Origin of the sequence: Variovorax sp. OV329 (assembly GCF_900114785.1) — a bacterium.
In the GTDB taxonomy this organism is placed as follows: Bacteria; Pseudomonadota; Gammaproteobacteria; order Burkholderiales; family Burkholderiaceae_C; genus Variovorax.
On the sequence record NZ_FOUG01000001.1, the window covers coordinates 339,311 to 356,713 of the forward strand.

The window sequence follows — 17,403 nt, forward strand, 5'->3', positions numbered from 1 at the left end:
CGTCCATATAGTGGACAAACCCGCGAGACACACATGCCCCTGGACAAGAGCGACGCCGAGCCGCTGACCCCCTACCAGTACCCCAACCCGCCCGATGCGCTGCCCGAGATCGTGGTGCAGCACGCCATCCCCACCGACGATCGCCTGTGGGTGCCGCAGGCGGAGAACGTCTGGTTCCGCCCCCTGTGCCTCAACGCCAGCCAGGGCTACTGGATGAACCTGCTGAAGGTGCGCAAGTCGGGCGTGCTCAGCCGCCATCGCCATCCGCAGGCGGTGCACGGCTTCGTGCTCAAGGGCCGCTGGAAGTACCTGGAGCACGACTGGGAAGCGGTGGAAGGCAGCTACGTCTTCGAGCCGCCCGGCGAGACGCACACGCTCTACGTGCCGCCCGACGTCGAGGAAATGATCACCTACTTCCAGGTCAACGGCGTCATGTACTACACCGACCCTTACGGCAAGGGCATGGGCTACGAGGACGTGTTCACCAAGATCGACATGTGCCGCAAGCACTTCGAGGAAGTGGGCCTGGGCGCGGACTACGTCAAGCAGTTCATCCGATGAGCCTGCCTCGCTACGACTTCGCGGGAAGCGTCGCGATCGTCACGGGGGCGGCCACCGGCATCGGCGAAGCCATTGCGGCGCGCCTGGCCGAAGGCGGCGCCACCGTGGTGGCCTGGGACCTGCCCGGTGCGCTCCCCGGCGCGCCGATGCAGCAGGGGCTGGCGCAGGAGGCCGACGTGACCGACCGCGATGCCATCCATCGCGCGCTGGGCGCCACGCTGAAGCGCTGGGGCCGCGTCGACATGCTGGTGAACAACGCAGGCTTCGCGGGCCCCACCATGCCGCTGGACGAATTCGATCCGCAGACCTGGCAGCGCGTGGTGGACGTGAACCTGGTCGGCGTCTTCAACATGTGCCACGCCGTGGTGCCGCAGCTGCGCAAGCAGGGGCGGGGGCGCATCGTCAACATCGCCTCGCTGGCCGGCAAGGAGGGCACGCCCAACGCCTCCGCCTATAGCGCGGCCAAGGCCGGCGTGATGGCGATGACCAAGTCGCTGGGCAAGGAACTGGCCACCACCGGCATCCGCGTCAACGCCATCGCGCCTGCTGCCGTGGAGACGGGCCTCTTGCGCCAGATGTCGCCGCAGCACGTGCAGACCATGATCGACAAGAGCCCCATGCAGCGCCTGGGCACGCCGGCCGAAGTGGCCGAACTCACGGCCTGGCTTTGCTCGGACGCCTGCAGCTTCAGCACCGGCGCGGTGTTCGACCTGTCGGGCGGCCGCGCCAGCTACTGACCTTCCATTTCATTCCAACAGATCCATCAACCCGAGGAGACAAGGTGAACAACAGCACTCGATTCAACCGCCGGCAATTCGCCGCCATCGGCGCCGCCGGCCTGGCCGCCACCGCACTTCCGCGTGCCTTCGCGCAGGCGGCGGGCGACTTTCCCAACAAGCCCATCGAGCTGATCGTGCCCTTCCAGGCCGGCGGCGGCACCGATGCACTGGCGCGCGCCTTTGCCGACGCGGGCCGCAAGCACCTGCCGCAGAGCATCGTGGTGAACAACAAGCCCGGTGCCAGCGGCGCCATCGGCTGGAACGACGTCATCAACGCCAGGCCCGACGGCTACAAGCTGGCCGTGGTCACGGTGGAACTGGTGACACTGCCGCCGCTGGGCCTGGCCAAGTTCACCTACGAGGACATGGCGCCCATCGCCCGCCTCAACGCCGACCCGGCTGCCATCACGGTGCGTGCGGAAGCGCCCTGGAACACGGTGGAGGAATTCCTCGCCGCGGCCAAGACCAAGGAAGTGCAGGTGGGCAACGCGGGCAACGGCTCCATCTGGCACCTGGCTTCGGCCGCGCTGCAGGAGAAGACCGGCGCCAAGATCGCCCATATTCCTTTCCAGGGCGCGGCACCTGCCGTGCTCGCGCTGATGGGCGGCCACATCGATGCCGTCACCGTGAGCCCGGCCGAGGTCACGACCTACGTGCAGGCCGGCAAGCTCAAGACGCTGGCCGTCATGGCCGACCAGCGCACCAAGGGCGCCTTCGAGAAAGTGCCCACGCTCAAGGAGCGCGGCGTCGACCTGTCGATCGGCACCTGGCGCGGCATCGCGGCGCCCAAGAACACGCCGCCGCAGGTGCTGGCCGTGCTGCGCACCGCCGCCGGCAACATCGCCAAGGAGCCGGCCCTGCGCGAGGTGCTGGACAAGCAGAACCTGGGCTACGCCTACCTGGACGCAGCCGAGTTCCAGGCGGCCATGGCCAAGGACGCCACCGCCTTCCGCCAGCTGATCGAGAAGCTGGGCATCAAGACCTGAAGCACCGATGACTTACGAAGCAGGACTTTTCCAGGGCCGCCGCGCCCTGGTCACCGGCGCCACGCAGGGCATCGGCGCGGCCATCGCCAACCATCTTGCGAGCCTGGGCGCGCAGGTCCGGGCGGTGGGGCTGGACGGAGGCGACGGCTCGCTGGCCGATGGCATCGAGGTGCGCACCGGCGATGTGGCCGATGCGGCGTCGGTCACGGGCATGCTCGAAGGCATCGCTTCGCTGGACATCCTGGTGAATTGCGCCGGCATGATCCGCCGCGGCGCCGAGCACGACCCCGAGGTGTTCGAGCGCGTGGTGGCCGTCAACCTCACCGGCACCATGCGCCTGTGCTCGGCCGCGCGGCCGCTGATGCAGGGGCGCGGCGGCAGCATCGTCAACACCGCGTCGATGCTGAGCTTCTTCGGTGGCGGCCTGGTGCCGGGCTATTCCGCCAGCAAGGGCGGCGTGGCGCAGCTGACCAAGTCGCTGGCGCTGGCCTATGCGGCCGACAAGATCCGCGTGAATGCGGTGGCGCCGGGCTGGATCGCCACGCCGCTCACGCAGGCACTGCAGGAGGATGCGGGCCGCAGCGAATCGATCCTGGCGCGCACGCCGATGGGCCGCTGGGGCCTGCCGGAGGACGTGGCGCAGGCCGTGACCTTCCTGTGCTCGCCGGCCGCGGCCTTCGTGACGGGCGTGATCCTGCCGGTGGACGGCGGCTACCTCGTTGCCTGATCGGGCGGGGAGGGCGCCGATAATCCGGCGTCGTTCCTCCTCGATTCCCAGTTGATGCCCAAGCAACGCGAAGCCGCTGCCGCGGTCCCCGCCGTGGCGGGTACTGCGGCTTTCTCCAAATTCATGCATGTGCTGCAGATCGTCGCGGACGCTGCCGAGCCCCTGCCCATGGCACGCCTGGTGCAGGCCAGCGGCTACCCGCGTCCCACGGTCCATCGCATCGTCGCTGCGCTGCTGGTGGAAGGCCTGGTGGCCGAGCGCCCGGGTGGCATCGGCTACGGGCTGGGCCCGCGCCTGCTGCAGCTGGCCAGCCGCAGCTGGGGCCGCTCCGAGCTGCGCCTGGCAGCCGTGGACGAACTCAAGCGCCTGCGCGACGTCACGGGCGAGACCGTGCACCTGGCGGTGCCCAGCGGCTCGGTGATGGTCTACATCGAGAAGCTGGAAAGCCCCTCGGCCGTGCAGATGAGTTCGCGCATCGGCACCACCGTGTGCCTGCACGCCACGGCGGTGGGCAAGGCCTTCCTGGCGCAGCTGGGCGAGTCGGAGCGCGAGCGCCTGCTCGACGGGCTGGCGATGCCGGTCTACACCGACAAGACACTGACGAAGCTGCCGGCCCTGCGCAAGCAGCTGGACCTCACGCGCGAGCGCGGCTGGTCGATGGACGACGAGGAGCACGAGCCGGGCATCCAGTGCTACGGCGCGGCCGTGCTCGGTGCCGACGGCGCGCCGCTGGCCGCCATCAGCGTGACCACGCTGCGCTTCCGTGCCAAGGAAGACACGCAGGCGGCCTATGTGCAACCGCTGCTGGCGGCCTGCAAGGCGATCTCGGAGCACATCGCGGCCACGCCTTCATTGGCGTCGGCCCGGATGGTCTAGCCGGGGCTTCTCTCGCGCCAGGCTTGCTTGCTCATGCGATAGAGCACGTGGCGCTGAAGCGCGTGGCCGACCGGCACGTTCGGATGGTCGAAATCACCTGCCACGTCGCGCGTCATGCCCAGCCGCTGCATCACGGCTTGCGAGCGCAGGTTGGCGGGCACCGTGATCGAGACGATCTCTGCGAGGCCGGCCTGCTCGAAGCCGAAGGCGAGCGCGGCTTGCGCGGCTTCGCAGGCTAATCCCTGGCGCCAGTGCGCGCGTGCCAGCCGCCATGAGACCTCGACCGCCGGCGTGAAGGGCGTCGAGTAGGGCATGCGCGTGATGCCGACTGTGCCGATGAAGGGTGCGACGCCCGGCACTTCGACTGCCCAGCGCCCGAAGCCCTCGCGCTCGAAGTGCTCGCGAAAACTGCCGATCTGCGCGTCGCTCTTCTCACGGTCGATGGGGCCGAGCAGGTAGCGCATCACCTCAGGGTCGGCGTTGAGCGCGGCGTAGGGTGCCTCGTCCTCGGGCCGCCAGTCGCGCAGCAGCAGTCGCGTCGTCTTCAGTTCTGCAATGGCCATGGTGGCGATGATGCACGCGCAAAAGAAAAATCCCTCCGAGCCCGGGCGGGCAGGGAGGGATCGCCGGGGCAGCGCCGGACTAGCGGCGCATCCGGTCAGCGGCGATAGCCGCCACCGTTGCCGCCGCCATTGCCGCCGCCGCCGTAGCCGCCGCCACGGTTGCCACCGCGGTTGCCGCCACCGCCACCGCCACCACCACCGCCACCGCCACCGCCACCACGGCGGCCACGGCCGCCCATGCTGTCGACGCTGGTGCGCAGCGGATCGGGCTGGCCTGCGCCAAAACCGCTGCCGGCTTCGGCTCGGCGATGCGCCACTGCATCGGCCTGGGTCGGGCTCTGGCTGTTGCCGTGATGGCGCGGCTGGCGCTCCTCTTGCACGTGGGCGCCGTGCTGCTGGTGCTGGGTGTGGTGGTGGGTGCCGTGCGGTTGCGGCGCGCGGGCTGCGCCCTGGCCGCCGCGACGGTTGCGGCGGCTGCCGTTGCCGCCGCCATTGCCGGCAGCACCCTGGCCACCGTTGGCGCCGTCACGGGCTTCGCCGCCGGCCTTGCCACCGTTGCGGCCGCCGCCGCCGTTGCCGGCGCCACGGCCCGCACCCTGGGCACCCTTGTTGTCGCGGATGCGCTGCATCATCTCCTGGCGAGCGGACTTGGCCGCAGCCTGCATCACCTCGCGGCTGGGCGGACGGCCAGCGCCGCCCCAGATGGTCTGGCGACCCATGGCGATGGGCTCGGCCCGCTCGCCTTCCTCGGGGGCGTAGCCCTCGACGACCTTCACCGGAATCTGCTGCTTGGTGAAGCGCTCGATCTCCTGCATGAAGCCTTCTTCGTCCAGGCACACCAGGCTCACGGCCTCGCCGCTGTTGCCGGCACGGCCGGTGCGGCCGATGCGGTGCACGTAGTCTTCGCTGACGTTGGGGATCTCGTAGTTCACCACGTGCGGCAGCTCGTCGATGTCGATGCCGCGGGCGGCGATGTCGGTGGCCACCAGCGCGCGGATCTCGCCGCTCTTGAAGCCGGCCAGCGCCTGCGTGCGGGCGCTCTGGCTCTTGTTGCCGTGCAGCGCCATGGCCGAGACGCCGTTCTTGGTCAGGAACTCGGCCACGTTGTTGGCGCCGAACTTGGTGCGGGTGAACACCAGCACCTGGCTCCAGTTGTTCTCGTTGATGATGTGCGCGAGCAGCGCCTTCTTCTTGCCGCGGCCCACCGGGTGGATCACCTGGGTGATGCGTTGCACGGTGGTGTTGCGGGGCGTGACCTGCACGCTCTGCGGGTCGCGCAGGAGGCCGTTGGCCAGGTCGCGGATCTCGTCGCTGAAGGTGGCCGAGAACAGCAGGCTCTGCTTGTCCTTGGGCACCAGGGCCAGCACCTTCTTCACGTCGTGGATGAAGCCCATGTCCAGCATGCGGTCGGCTTCGTCGAGCACCAGGATCTGCACGGTGGACAGGTCCAGCATGCCTTGCTGCGACAGGTCCAGCAGGCGGCCGGGGGTGGCCACCAGGATGTCCACGCCCTTCTTGAGGCGGGCGACCTGCGGGTTCATGCCCACGCCGCCGAAGATGACGGTGGACGAGAGCTGCAGGTACTTGCCGTAGGTGCGCACCGATTCCTCGACCTGCGCGGCGAGTTCGCGGGTGGGGGTGAGCACCAGGGCGCGGATGCCGGTGCCGCCGAACTTGTTGGTGGCGCTGCGGCTCATCGTGAGCTTGTGCAGCATGGGCAGGGTGAAGGCAGCGGTCTTGCCGGTGCCGGTCTGGGCGCCGCCCAGAAGGTCGTGGCCTTCGAGGACCACGGGAATGGCTTGCGCCTGGATGGGGGTGGGAGTTTCGTAGCCCTGCTCGTGCACGGCTTTCAAGATGGCCGGAGCCAGCTTCAGATCGTCAAAGTTCATTGATATCAATATGCGCCCTTCACGGCGCGGTGGTATCCGCCATGCCCGGTGTCTCGATGACGTCGGGTCAGCCAAAGGCGGATGGGACAGGATTGGGACCGGGAGCCCGGATGGCATCGGGTGAACCGACGCGGGAGGCTTCCCTCATCCCCGGCGAAGAGCCGGTGTTGCGGTCGACTGGGCCGGCAACAGGTGACATTGTCTCATGAGTTGGGACATGGCGCTGGCGGGGCCCGATTTTCGCCGCGCCATGCCCCCCGGGGCCGCGCGCGTTATTGCTCGAAGAGGACCGTGCCGCGCAGGTTCTTCAGGATGGCGTCCATGGCGGGCTTGCGCAGGGCGTACTGCGCGGGCGTGCAGTACTGGCGGGGCTGCGACAGCGTGAGCTCGCGCGTGGTCTTCACCGTGTTGCCTTCGCGCTGGTAGCGGGCCTCGAAGGCGATGCCGTCAGGGCCCTCCTGCTTGAAGTCCTGCGGGATGCGCAGCAGCTTGTAGGCCGGGTCGAAGCGCAGCTCGGCCTCCTCGCGCAGGCGGATGGGCGTGCACCCCATTGCGTAGCTGCGGCTGGCAGCGCCGTAGTTGCCGGTATTGCGGATCGCGTAGGTCGGCATGGCCAGCCGGGGCTGCGGGTTGATCGAGCCGCTTTGCGGGTCGTTCAGCAGGTTGTCGATCTCCAGGTCGCGGATCGCCAGCGCCTGGGTCTGCTGCTCGCGCTGCACCGGCGCATAGTCCGCCCGCCCGCGGCCGCGCCAATGGTCGGTCTCCAGGAGTTTCTGCACCGCGATGGCATTCATGCCTTCGGGGAGGGCGGCCAGGCGATCCTGCAGCTCGGTGCCGGCCATGCCTTCGGCCTGGATCTCGACCGAGCCCTTCGCCTTGCCCCTGGCATCGATGTCGAGCACGGTTTTCACGACGATGCTGTTGCGCGCGGGGTCGAGCACCGGCGTCTGCATCATGCGGCCACCCTGGGCCAGGGCCAAAGCTACCGGCTTGCCCGAGTCGGCCAGCGGGAGCGAGCCGAAGGGGATGCGATTGTCGGTCGGGTCGGCGAAAAGCTGCAGCGAAGGGATGTAGACGATGCAGTGGTTGAAGCCGTTGGCCAGCTCGGGCGGCATGTACTCGTTGAAGGTGCTGATCAGCACGGGTACCGCCTCGATGCCCAACGCCCTGAGCAGCGTCACCTCGAGCAGTGCCTTGTCCTTGCAGTCGCCGTAGCCGTTGGCGAGGATCCAGTCCACGTCGTGCGGCACCCAGCCGCCGGTGCCGAGGTAGACCGCCACGTAGCGGATGTTCTTGCGCATCCAGTCGTGGATGGCAGCGGCCTTGTCCTGCGTGCTGCGCTTGCCGGCGGTGATCTGCAGTGCGAGTTCGCGGACCTTGTCGCCGACGACGGCCTTGGCGTCGAAGCCGCGCGCGAACAAGGCCACCAGCTCTTCGGACGTGCCGACCGTCGAGGCCAGCAGTCGCGGATAGCTGACCAGGGTGTTGTAGGGCGTGTTGTCGATGACGCTCGCGGCCAGCCTGGCCTGCGACTCCCAGACGGCCGTCGTCCCCGACGTGGACGCCACCAGCGGGATGCCCGTGGCGACCACCTTCAGCCCCAGGGCCTGCGGGGCCTCGATCCGCGCATGGAAGCTGTCGTAGTCCACCAGTGGCGGCAGGTACTCCTGCAGGCTGGCCCAACCGGGCAGCTGCGGCCTGTGCTGCCGGGTGCGGATCTTCCACGCCACGCGGTCGCCCTTCTGCACATTCGGGAACGTGATCTGGATGACTTCGGCATCCGGCCAGCTGGCGGCTGTGCCGGCGGAAGCCATTCCGCTCTGCTTCTGCATGCCATCGGCGCCCACCGGCAGCTTCCGGCCATCCGCCTTGAGGGTGTAGGCCTCCAGCACCTCCAGCGTCGAGAGGGCCTTGTTGTACATGCGGGTGTACTTGGTGAGGCCCTGGGCTCCCTGGTCCGACAGGGCTTCCTCTTCCATGGATTGCTCCATCACGGCGCTCGCATCGGCGTCGACCCGCCAGAGCAGGTCATAGCGGTTGACCTTGAACAAGGCCGCGGCGGTATTCAGCTGCTGCGCCTGGGCCGCCGCGCAGGCCAGCAGTGCCAGCAGCAGCCCCAGCCAGCGCAACAGCGCCGAAAAGTGCCCGGGAAGCGTGGAAAGGCGGCCCGAAGCCGCGCCGGAGCGCGCAGAAGTGCGCGGCCACGGCAGTGCGTGTCGCATGGACGTCATGTTTTCTCCCTGTTGAGCGATTGGTGGCCCCGCTGCGACGCGGGGCACGGCCATCGGCCATTCCTTCGGATGGCGGCCTCGTTGCAGGGAAATATAGCGACGGTCGGCCCCGCAGGGAACCCGAAAAAGGCCCCTGCGGTAGACTCGAGGGCCTCAGGCCGGCCGCCGCGCAGCGCATCTCGCCCCGGCGCCCGGAACCTCGCCAGGTCGAAGCAGGCTTTCGACCCCTCCCATCAGTCTTCCAGAGCGAAAAGCACCACAGACATGGCTCAGTACGTCTACACCATGAATCGGGTCTCCAAGACCGTGCCGCCCAAGCGGCAGATCTTGAAGGACATCTCCCTTTCCTTCTTCCCCGGCGCCAAGATCGGCGTGCTGGGCCTCAACGGCTCGGGCAAGTCCTCGCTGCTGAAGATCATGGCCGGCATCGACAAGGAGATCGAGGGCGAAGCCCTGCCGATGCCGGGCCTGACCATCGGCTACCTGGAGCAGGAGCCCAAGCTCAACCCCGAGCACACCGTGCGCGAGGAAATCGACGAGGCGATGGGCGAGGTCAACAACGCCAAGAAGCGCCTGGAAGAAATCTACGCGGCCTACGCCGAGGAAGATGCCGACTTCGACGCGCTGGCCAAGGAGCAGGGCGAGCTGGAGGCGGTGATCGCCGCCGCCGGCACCGACTCCGAGCACCAGATCGAGATCGCCGCCGACGCGCTGCGCCTGCCGGCGTGGGACGCCAAGATCGGCCTGCTGTCGGGCGGCGAGAAGCGCCGCGTGGCGCTGTGCAAGCTGCTCTTGTCCAAGCCCGACATGCTGCTGCTCGACGAGCCCACCAACCACCTGGACGCCGAGTCGGTCGAGTGGCTGGAAATCTTCCTGCAGCGCTTCACGGGAACCGTGGTCGCCATCACCCACGATCGCTACTTCCTGGACAACGCCGCCGAGTGGATCCTGGAACTGGACCGTGGACGCGGCATTCCATGGAAGGGCAACTACAGCAACTGGCTGGAGCAGAAGGAAGCCCGCCTGGAGGCCGAGCAGAAGGGCGAGGAAGCCCATGCCAAGGCCATGAAGAAGGAACTGGAGTGGGTGCGCCAGAACCCCAAGGCACGCCAGGCCAAGAGCAAGTCGCGCCTGGCCCGCTTCGAGGAACTGAGCGACATCGAATACCAGCGCCGCAACGAGACGCAGGAAATCTTCATTCCGGTGGCCGAACGCCTGGGCAGCCAGGTGATCGAGTTCAAGAACGTCAGCAAGAGCTTTGGCGACCGCGTGCTGATCGACGACCTGAGCTTCAACATCCCGGCCGGTGCCATCGTGGGCATCATCGGCCCGAACGGCGCCGGCAAGTCGACGCTGTTCAAGCTGGTGTCTGGCCGCGAGAAGCCCGATTCGGGCGAGGTGGTGATCGGCCAGACGGTGAAGATGGCCTTCGTGGACCAGTCGCGCGACGTGCTGTCCGACGAGAAGACCGTGTGGGAGGACATCTCCAACGGCCTGGACATCATCAACGTGGGCAAGTTCCAGATGGCCAGCCGCGCCTATGCGGGCCGCTTCAACTTCAACGGCCAGGACCAGCAGAAGAAGGTGGGCAACCTCTCCGGCGGTGAACGTGGCCGCCTGCACCTGGCCAAGACGCTGATCCAGGGCGGCAACGTGCTGATGCTGGACGAACCCTCGAACGACCTGGACGTGGAAACCCTGCGTGCGCTGGAAGATGCGCTGCTGGAATACGCCGGAACCGTGATGGTCATCAGCCACGATCGCTGGTTCCTGGACCGCATCGCCACCCACATCCTGGCGGCCGAAGGCGATTCGCAGTGGTACTTCTACGACGGCAACTACCAGGAGTACGAGGCCGACAAGAAGAGGCGCCTGGGCGAAGAAGGCGCCAAGCCCCATCGCGTGCGCTACAAGGCGCTGAAGTAAGAGACGGCTGACAGCCGGGCCGCAGGTCGCGGCGCATACTGGCCGGTCTAGGGACTAGACCGATCGAGGTGCAGCATGCGACCTGCGAAGACCTGGCAATTGCCGCTGTGGTTGCTATTGGCCGCGGCGCTCAGCCATTGCGGCGGTGGCGGTGGCAGCAGCACGCCGGCGGCCACCCCGGCCGCGCAGGGCAACACCATCGCCGGCACCACCACCACCGGTGGCACGGTCGGCCAGCCGGTGACGCCGGCAACGCCCGGCTCGGTGCAACTCAAGCTCACCGAGCTCATCAACAATCTCAGCAGTCCCTGGGGCCTGGCCTTCCTGCCGGACCGCCGCATGCTCATCACCGAGCGCGGCGGCACGCTGCGGCTGCGGCAGGCGGATGGCTCGATGCCGGCCGGCGGCGACAGCGTGAGCGGCGTGCCTGCCGTCCTCGTGGCGGGCCAGGGTGGCCTGCTCGACGTGGCGGTGGACCCCGACTTTGCGAGCAACCGGCGCATCTATCTCAGCTATTCCGAGGGCACCACCAACTCCAACGGAACGGCCGTGGCACGGGCGGTGCTCGACCCGGACACGCGCGCGCTGAGCAGCGTGACCGTGATCTTCCGGCAGACGCCCAAGGTGAACAGCACGGCGCATTTCGGCTCGCGGCTGGTGTTCGACCGCAGCGGGCAGCTCTTCGTGACGATGGGCGAGCGGCTGCTGGACGATCAGCGCGGCTTCGCGCAGGACCTGACCCGAGACAACGGGAAAGTTATGAGGATCACCACGGACGGAGGACCGGCGCCTGGGAACCCAAACCAGACGCCCGTTCCTCCAACTGGTACCCACATCGACTCGGTCTGGAGCTACGGCCACCGCAATCCTCAAGGCGCGGCGTTGAACCCGGCAACGGGCGAGCTGTGGGTCAGCGAGCACGGCCCGCAGGGCGGCGACGAAATCAACCGCATCCTGCCCGGGCACAACTACGGCTGGCCCATCATCAGCTACGGCCAGGAATACGGCACGACGACGCAGGTGGGCGAGGGCACGGCCAAGGCCGGCATGGACCAGCCCGTGACCTATTGGGAAATGATCGACGGATCGGCCTGGACCACCGGCCAGAAGTCATCCATCGCGCCCAGCGGCCTGGCCTTCTACAGCGCGGACGCCATTCCGCAATGGAAAGGCAGCCTGTTCACCGGCGCACTGGCGGGCACGGCGCTGTGGCGCATGACGCTCAGCGGCAATGTCGTGACCGCGCGCGAGCGGCTGCTGGCAGAGCGTGGCGAGCGCATCCGCGATGTGCGCCAGGGGCCGGACGGCTGGCTGTACCTGCTCACCGACGCCAGCCCCAACGGCAAGCTGCTGCGCTACGAGGCGCAATAGCGCCGCACGCCAGCGGCCTTCAGTCGCGCCCGGCTTCGATGATCGCCTGCGCCAGGCGCGCCGGGTTGGAGAACCACATCTCGTGGCTGCCCGGGCATTCGACCAGCCGGAACAGGCCCAGCCGCTCCGACAGCCGCGGATGCCAGGGCAGGCTGTGCGGCAGCGCCGCGTCCTGCTGGCAGTTGAGGTAGGACTTGCCCACCTCCAGCGCGGCCAGCGGCTGCGCCAGCACGATCGGGTCGGTGAAGGTCTTGTAGGGATGCGGGTTGAGCTGCTCGAAGGCCGAGGTGGCCAGCGCCAGGTCCGCGTCGTTGATGAAAGCCTCGCGCCAGATCGGGAAGGGCAGCATCACCGCGTTGTTCTGCGCGCCAGCGATCGAGTCGAAGAGCTGCACGTAATGTGGCGGCACCATGTCGTTGAGGCACTGGCCGTCGAGCGGCACGAAAGCGTTGATGTAGACCAGTCGCTTCAGGCGCGCCGCCACCTGCTGCGCCGCGCCGGAAATCACCATGCCGCCGTAGCTGTGGCCCGCCAGGCGCACGTCGCGCAGGTCCTTCGATTCGATGAACTGCACCAGCGAATCGACCGCGTCCTTCAGGCCGACGCGGCTGCGGTCGTCGCTGGCGCGGTTGCCCGCCAGCGTGGGGCAATGCACCGTGTGGCCTGCCTTGCGCAGGTGCTCCGCGGTGGCTTCCAGCTCGGCGCCGGTGTGCCAGGCGCCATGGACCAGGACATAGGTATCGCTCATCGTCGTCTCCTTGTTGTGGCTTGCGTGTGATGAGCCCGCTCTGCGTCGGCGGGCTGCGTGCCGTGCATGGCGCCCATCTTGCGTGCAGCGGCGCCCCGGCCATTGTGTTGCGGGCGCCCCAGGCGGGGAGATGGGACTTGCCCGCCTCAGCGGCCACCGTTCAGGAAGGCGGTCATGCGGTGCAGCTCGTCGTCCAGCGCGGCGCGGAAGGCTGCGCCGCGCGGCGCCGCGGCGGCATAGCCCAGGGTCGGTGTCAGCCGGCCGTCCTTCGACGACAGCGTGGCCCAGCCGATCACCTGCTCGTGCCACAGCAGGGGCAGGGCGTAGTAGCCCAGGCGGCGCTGCGCGGCCGGCGTGTAGGCCTCGAACTTGTAGCGCCAGCCCCAGAGCAGCTCGAAGCGCCGCCGGTCCCACACGATGGGGTCGAAGGGCGCGAGCAGCCGAAGCGCGTCGTCAGTGGCCCAGCGGCGCGAGGCCGGGTTCTCGTCGGCCGGCCAGTACCAGGTGGTGCCGTCGATGCGTGCGCTGGCCAGAAGGCCCAGTGCCTCGCGCATCGCGGCCTGGGTCTGCGCCTGCAGGTGCGGCGCGCCGTAGCGCAGCAGTCGCGTGAGGTAGACCAGGCTGGAGGCGGGCAGGGGCGCGTACTTGCGCACCACCAGTTCGAGCAGCGCGGCAGCGCGGAAGGCGCGGCCGGCCGGGCTGTCGTCGAGGGGCGGCGCATGGTCGACTGCTTCGTAGATGCGCGTGCCGCTGTCGCGCCGCGCCACGCGCAGCATGCCGCGGTAGTGCATGCCGTCCAGCAGCTGCGTGCTGGCGTTGCTGGAACCGCCCCAGTAGTTGTGCACGCGGCCGTGGGCGAAGTGCGCTTCCACCTCGCGCGGATGCACCTTGCCCTTGCTGCGCACGAAGTCCAGCACCTCCTGCGCCTTGCGGCGCGTGGCCGCATCCCAGGCCTTGGCGGCTTCGCGGGGATGCATGAGCGCCAGATGCTCGCGCGGCAGGAAGCCGTAGTTGACCAGGCAGTCCTCCTCGATGGGCAGGCGCGCATAGCGGCGCTCCAGGTCGCCGGCGACATAGTCCTTCACGCGGTGGCGCAGCGTGAGGTCCTGCGCGCGTGCGGGTGCGCGGATGGGGTCGGCCTGAACGAAGCCCAGGCGGCCGATGGCGCGCCCGAGGGTGGTTGGAGCGAAGAGGGTGCGGGCGACGGCGTAGCGCCGCAGGGCGTCGAGATCGGGACCGGCCATGCGGTGCATTGCAGCACAGCCTGCCCCGGCGTGCAGGGCCTTGTCAGACCACGCTGCGATGGCGCTCGATGCAGGTGTCCAGCGTCTCGTCACCGCTGCGCAGCCACCAGTCCTGTGTCGAGAAGATCTCCACTTCGCTGTAGCCCGCGTAGCCTGCAGCCTCGACCCAGCCGCGGATCTTGCGCAGCTCGATCACGCCGTCGCCCATCATCCCGCGGTCGTTGAGAAGGTCGCGCGTGGGCGTGAGCCAGTCGCACACGTGGTAGGCCAGCAGGCGCTCGCGGCCGGCGCGCTCGATCTGCTGCTGCAGCTTGGGGTCCCACCACACGTGGTAGACGTCGAGCGCCACGCCCAGCATGCCGCTCTTGCCCGGGTCCAGTTCGTCGCAGATGTCCAGCGCCTGCTCGAGCGTGTTGATGCACGCGCGCTCTGCCGCCTGCATCGGGTGCAGCGGCTCGATGGCCAGGGGCATGCCCACCTCTCGTGCGTACTCCAGCGATGCGGCGATGCCGTCATGCACTTCGCTGCGCGCACGGCCGATGTCCTTGTAGGCCGCCTTGCCAGCGAGTGCTCCGGGCAGGCTGCCCACCACCAGCACCAGGCAGGGCGCGTCCAGCGTCTTGGCCTCGTCGATGGCGCGCCGGTTGTCTTCCAGCGCGGCCTTCAGGCCGGCCGCGTCGGGGGCAGGGTAGAAGCCGCCGCGGCAGTAGCCCGAAAGCCCCATGCCGTGCGCACGCAACTGCGCCGCCACCTTGTCCAGGCCTGCGGCGGCCACCTGGTCTCGCCAGGGGCTGATGGCGCGCACGCCGCGCTCGGCGCACTGGTCGATGATGCGAGCGAGGCCCACCTCCTCGCCCTGCTGGCGCCGCACGGTGGCGGTGTTGATGGAAAGCCAGTGGTGGTCTTGCGAGAAGTCGCGCATGGAAGTTCTTTTCAGGAAGAGGAAGAGCGGGAAGCGGCAGGCGGCGTGCCTTCACGCCGCATCTGCCGCACGATGGCGGCGTTGTCGAGCTCACCGTCGCCCGCCTCGACGGCCCGGCGCAGCAACTCGGCATGGACTTGCGACAGCGGCAGGCACTGGCCCGCCGCCTCGGCGCGCGAGAGCATCAGGTCCACGTCCTTCAGGTGCTGGCGGATGCGCGACTGCGGTGCGAACTGGCCCTCGACCATCATCCGCCCCTTGGCCTCGGCCGCGGCTGATCGTGCCGGCGTGGCCAGCACCAGCTCCAGGAAGGTCTGCGGTGCGATGCCCAACTGCTCCGCGAACACCAGGCCTTCGGCCAGCACGGCTCGGTTCAGGCCCAGCACCAGGTTGGTCGCGAGCTTGGCCTTGGCGCCGAAGCCGGCGCCGCCCACATGGATGCGGTGCGTGGACAGGGCGTCCAGCACGGACGAGCAGCGGGCGATGGCCGCCGCCTCGCCGCCCATCAGCACGGTGGCCTCGCCCTGTTCGATCTGCTGGCTGGAACCCGACAGCGGCGCCTCGACGAAGTCGATGCCGCGTGCCTGCAGACGTGTGGCCAGCGCCGCCAGCAGGTCGGGCGTGCCGGTGGAACAGTCGACGAGTGCGCGGATGGCGTTCGCGCGAGAGAGCAGTCCGTCGGCGCCTTCCGTGACCTGCAGTACGTCGCGCGTCTCGAAGACGGCCAGCACGACGATCTCGCAACGCACGGCCATCTCGGCCAGCGTCGCCACGGCCTGGCCGCCGGCTTCGTCGAAGGCATTGCGTGCTTCGGGCCTCAGGTCGAAGCCGAGGGTGGCGTGCCCGGCCGCGCGCAGCCGCTGCGCGATCGCACTGCCGACCAGGCCGAGGCCGACGATGCCGACCGGCGCAGGCGGAGCGTGGAGCGTCGCGGCGTTCATGGCACGAGCGAGGCGCCGCCGCAGATGCGGATGTCCTGCCCCGTGATGGCCTCGGCCGCTGGCGAGAGCAGGTAGGAGACCATCGAGGCGACTTCCTCGGGGCGGATGAGCCGGCCCATGGGCGGCAGTTTGGGGGCGGTGCCGCTGCGGGCCGGGTCCTTGAGCATGGGCGTTTCGGTGGCGGCCGGCGAGACCATGTTGACCGTCACGCCGCGTGCCACCACTTCGGCCGCCCAACTGCGCGCCAGCGCTCGCAGCGCGGCCTTGCTGGCCGCGTACTGGCTGCGTCCGGCGATGCCGTCGGCGACGCGGCTGCCGATCAGAACCACGCGGCCTTCGCCGGCCTTCGCCATCGCCGGCAGCACCTGCCTGGCGATGCGCGTGGCGGCGTCCACATGGAGCGTCCACATGCGCCGGCCGTCCTCGGGGTCCAGCTCCGCCAGCGTGCCCACCCGCAGGATGCCGGCGGCGTGGACGAAGGCATGTAAGGGCGCCAGCGAGGACAGGGCATGGTCGGTGGCCGCGGCATCGCACAGGTCGACCTGCACCGTTGCAAGCCGCGGATGCTCGAAGGCGCCGGCCGCCAGGTCGAGACCGGTGACCTGCCAGCCCGCCTCGATCAGCTGCCGCGCCAGCGCCAGGCCGATGCCGGAACTGCTGCCGGTGACCAGCGCGTGCCGCTCATTCGACCTTGATGTTTCCATCGGTGATGATCTTCTGCGAGCGCGCCATGTCCTCGCGCTGGAACTTGACGAAATCTTCCGCGGTGCCGGGCGTGAGCAGCAGGCCCTGCTGGGCCAGCTTCTCCTGCATGTCGCCGGCCAGCGCCTTGTTCACCTGCGTGTTCAATGCGGCGGTGATGGCGGCGGGCAGCTTGGCCGGGCCCCACAGGCCGTACCAGCTGTAGAACTCGAAGCCCGGCACCGTCTCGGCGACCGTCGGCACGTCCGGCAGGTTGGGCGCGCGCGACTTGGAGGTGACGGCGATCACCCGCAGCATGCCGGCCTTGTGGTACTGCAATGCGCCCAGGATGGGGTCGATGAAGCCGTCGATCTGCCCGCCGACCAGGTCCTGGAAGGCCGGCGCCGTGCCTTTGTACGGCACGATGAGGTAGTCGAGCTTGCCTTCGCGCTTGAGCAGTTCGGTCGACAGGTGGCCGGCCGAGCCCACCGAGCCCACGGCGAAGCTCATCTTGCCGGGATTGGCCTTGGCATAGCTCATCATCGACTTGATGTCGGTGATCGGCAGGTTCTTGTTGATCGACACCGCCAGCGGCGCCTTGGCCACCAGGGCGATGGGCTCGAAGTCCTTCACCACGCCGTAGGGCGCCGACTTCATCGTCATCGGTGCCGTGGTGAAGGTGGACGCATTGAAGAGCAGCGTGTAGCCGTCGGCGGGCGACTTGGCCACCACGTCGGCGCCGATGACGCCATTGCCGCCCGGCTTGTTGTCGACCACGAAGGGCTGGCCCATCTGATCGCTGAGCTTCTGTGCGAGCAGACGGCCCACGGTGTCCAGCGTGCCGCCGGGCGGGAAGGGGATGATGACCCGCACCGGCTTGGTCGGGTAGTTCTGTGCGGCGGCGAGCGCGGCGAAGCCGCTCATCGCCACCGCCAGCAGTGGCTTGGCCCAGTTCTTC

16 protein-coding genes are annotated in these 17,403 nt (G+C 68.8%); 7 read left to right on the forward strand and 9 right to left on the reverse strand.

Features of this window, described 5'->3' with window-relative positions; translation table 11 throughout:
* The first annotated feature begins 33 nt into the window (after nt 1-33).
* The 5 genes from BM345_RS01535 (at nt 34) to BM345_RS01555 (ending at nt 3,929) form a co-directional block, all read left to right on the forward strand.
* Nucleotides 34-561, forward strand: a complete 528-nt coding sequence (locus tag BM345_RS01535; RefSeq protein WP_093374800.1) for a 2,4'-dihydroxyacetophenone dioxygenase family protein — start codon at nt 34-36, stop codon at nt 559-561.
* The gene (locus BM345_RS01540) at nt 558-1,298 is read left to right on the forward strand and encodes an SDR family NAD(P)-dependent oxidoreductase (protein ID WP_093374802.1); all 741 of its coding nucleotides are present in this window, start codon (nt 558-560) and stop codon (nt 1,296-1,298) included. Before BM345_RS01535 ends, BM345_RS01540 begins: the two co-directional genes overlap by 4 nt.
* Before the next feature lie 86 nt (nt 1,299-1,384).
* A complete protein-coding gene (locus BM345_RS01545; protein ID WP_093375270.1) occupies nt 1,385-2,326 on the forward strand; it encodes a tripartite tricarboxylate transporter substrate binding protein in 942 nt (313 codons plus the stop codon).
* A 7-nt stretch (nt 2,327-2,333) separates the two neighbouring features.
* Complete coding sequence (locus tag BM345_RS01550; RefSeq protein ID WP_093374804.1) at nt 2,334-3,053, forward strand: SDR family NAD(P)-dependent oxidoreductase; 720 nt, start codon at nt 2,334-2,336, stop codon at nt 3,051-3,053.
* A gap of 54 nt (nt 3,054-3,107) precedes the next feature.
* A complete protein-coding gene (locus tag BM345_RS01555) occupies nt 3,108-3,929 on the forward strand; it encodes an IclR family transcriptional regulator (RefSeq protein WP_093374806.1) in 822 nt (273 codons plus the stop codon).
* Here BM345_RS01555 and BM345_RS01560 read toward each other — a convergent pair.
* From BM345_RS01560 to BM345_RS01570, 3 genes are all read right to left on the reverse strand, one after another.
* Complete coding sequence (locus BM345_RS01560) at nt 3,926-4,492, reverse strand: GNAT family N-acetyltransferase (RefSeq protein WP_093374808.1); 567 nt, start codon at nt 4,490-4,492, stop codon at nt 3,926-3,928. The genes BM345_RS01555 and BM345_RS01560 overlap by 4 nt on opposite strands.
* Nucleotides 4,493-4,587: 95 nt before the next feature.
* A complete protein-coding gene (locus tag BM345_RS01565; protein ID WP_093374810.1) occupies nt 4,588-6,381 on the reverse strand; it encodes a DEAD/DEAH box helicase in 1,794 nt (597 codons plus the stop codon).
* Between the two features lie 272 nt (nt 6,382-6,653).
* Nucleotides 6,654-8,612, reverse strand: coding sequence for a DUF3857 domain-containing transglutaminase family protein (locus BM345_RS01570; protein ID WP_175544864.1), 1,959 nt, complete (start codon nt 8,610-8,612; stop codon nt 6,654-6,656).
* Nucleotides 8,613-8,876: 264 nt separating this feature from the next.
* On the opposite strand from BM345_RS01570, the gene ettA reads away from it, so the two are divergent.
* Together ettA and BM345_RS01580 are read left to right on the forward strand one after the other, a co-directional pair.
* Entirely contained in the window at nt 8,877-10,538 is a 1,662-nt protein-coding gene (gene ettA, locus BM345_RS01575) for an energy-dependent translational throttle protein EttA (RefSeq protein WP_093374814.1), read from the forward strand.
* Nucleotides 10,539-10,613: 75 nt separating this feature from the next.
* Nucleotides 10,614-11,909, forward strand: coding sequence for a PQQ-dependent sugar dehydrogenase (locus BM345_RS01580; RefSeq protein ID WP_093374816.1), 1,296 nt, complete (start codon nt 10,614-10,616; stop codon nt 11,907-11,909).
* Between the two features lie 19 nt (nt 11,910-11,928).
* On the opposite strand, the gene BM345_RS01585 is transcribed toward BM345_RS01580, so the two are convergent.
* The 6 genes from BM345_RS01585 to BM345_RS01610 all read right to left on the reverse strand — a co-directional run bounded on the left by BM345_RS01585 (nt 11,929) and on the right by BM345_RS01610 (nt 17,369).
* A complete protein-coding gene (locus BM345_RS01585; protein WP_093374818.1) occupies nt 11,929-12,657 on the reverse strand; it encodes an alpha/beta fold hydrolase in 729 nt (242 codons plus the stop codon).
* A 146-nt stretch (nt 12,658-12,803) separates the two neighbouring features.
* Nucleotides 12,804-13,901, reverse strand: a complete 1,098-nt coding sequence (locus BM345_RS01590; RefSeq protein ID WP_093375272.1) for a DNA glycosylase AlkZ-like family protein — start codon at nt 13,899-13,901, stop codon at nt 12,804-12,806.
* Between the two features lie 43 nt (nt 13,902-13,944).
* The gene (locus tag BM345_RS01595; RefSeq protein WP_093374820.1) at nt 13,945-14,823 is read right to left on the reverse strand and encodes a sugar phosphate isomerase/epimerase family protein; all 879 of its coding nucleotides are present in this window, start codon (nt 14,821-14,823) and stop codon (nt 13,945-13,947) included.
* Between the two features lie 11 nt (nt 14,824-14,834).
* Nucleotides 14,835-15,764 (reverse strand): NAD(P)-dependent oxidoreductase, encoded by a 930-nt coding sequence (locus BM345_RS01600; protein ID WP_093374822.1) that lies wholly within the window; start codon nt 15,762-15,764, stop codon nt 14,835-14,837.
* Nucleotides 15,761-16,468 (reverse strand): SDR family NAD(P)-dependent oxidoreductase, encoded by a 708-nt coding sequence (locus BM345_RS01605; protein WP_093374824.1) that lies wholly within the window; start codon nt 16,466-16,468, stop codon nt 15,761-15,763. Before BM345_RS01605 ends, BM345_RS01600 begins: the two co-directional genes overlap by 4 nt.
* On the reverse strand, nt 16,446-17,369 hold the full coding sequence (locus BM345_RS01610) for a Bug family tripartite tricarboxylate transporter substrate binding protein (RefSeq protein WP_254789471.1): 924 nt from the start codon (nt 17,367-17,369) through the stop codon (nt 16,446-16,448). The genes BM345_RS01605 and BM345_RS01610 overlap by 23 nt, the downstream gene beginning before the upstream one ends.
* Between the last annotated feature and the right edge of the window lie 34 nt (nt 17,370-17,403).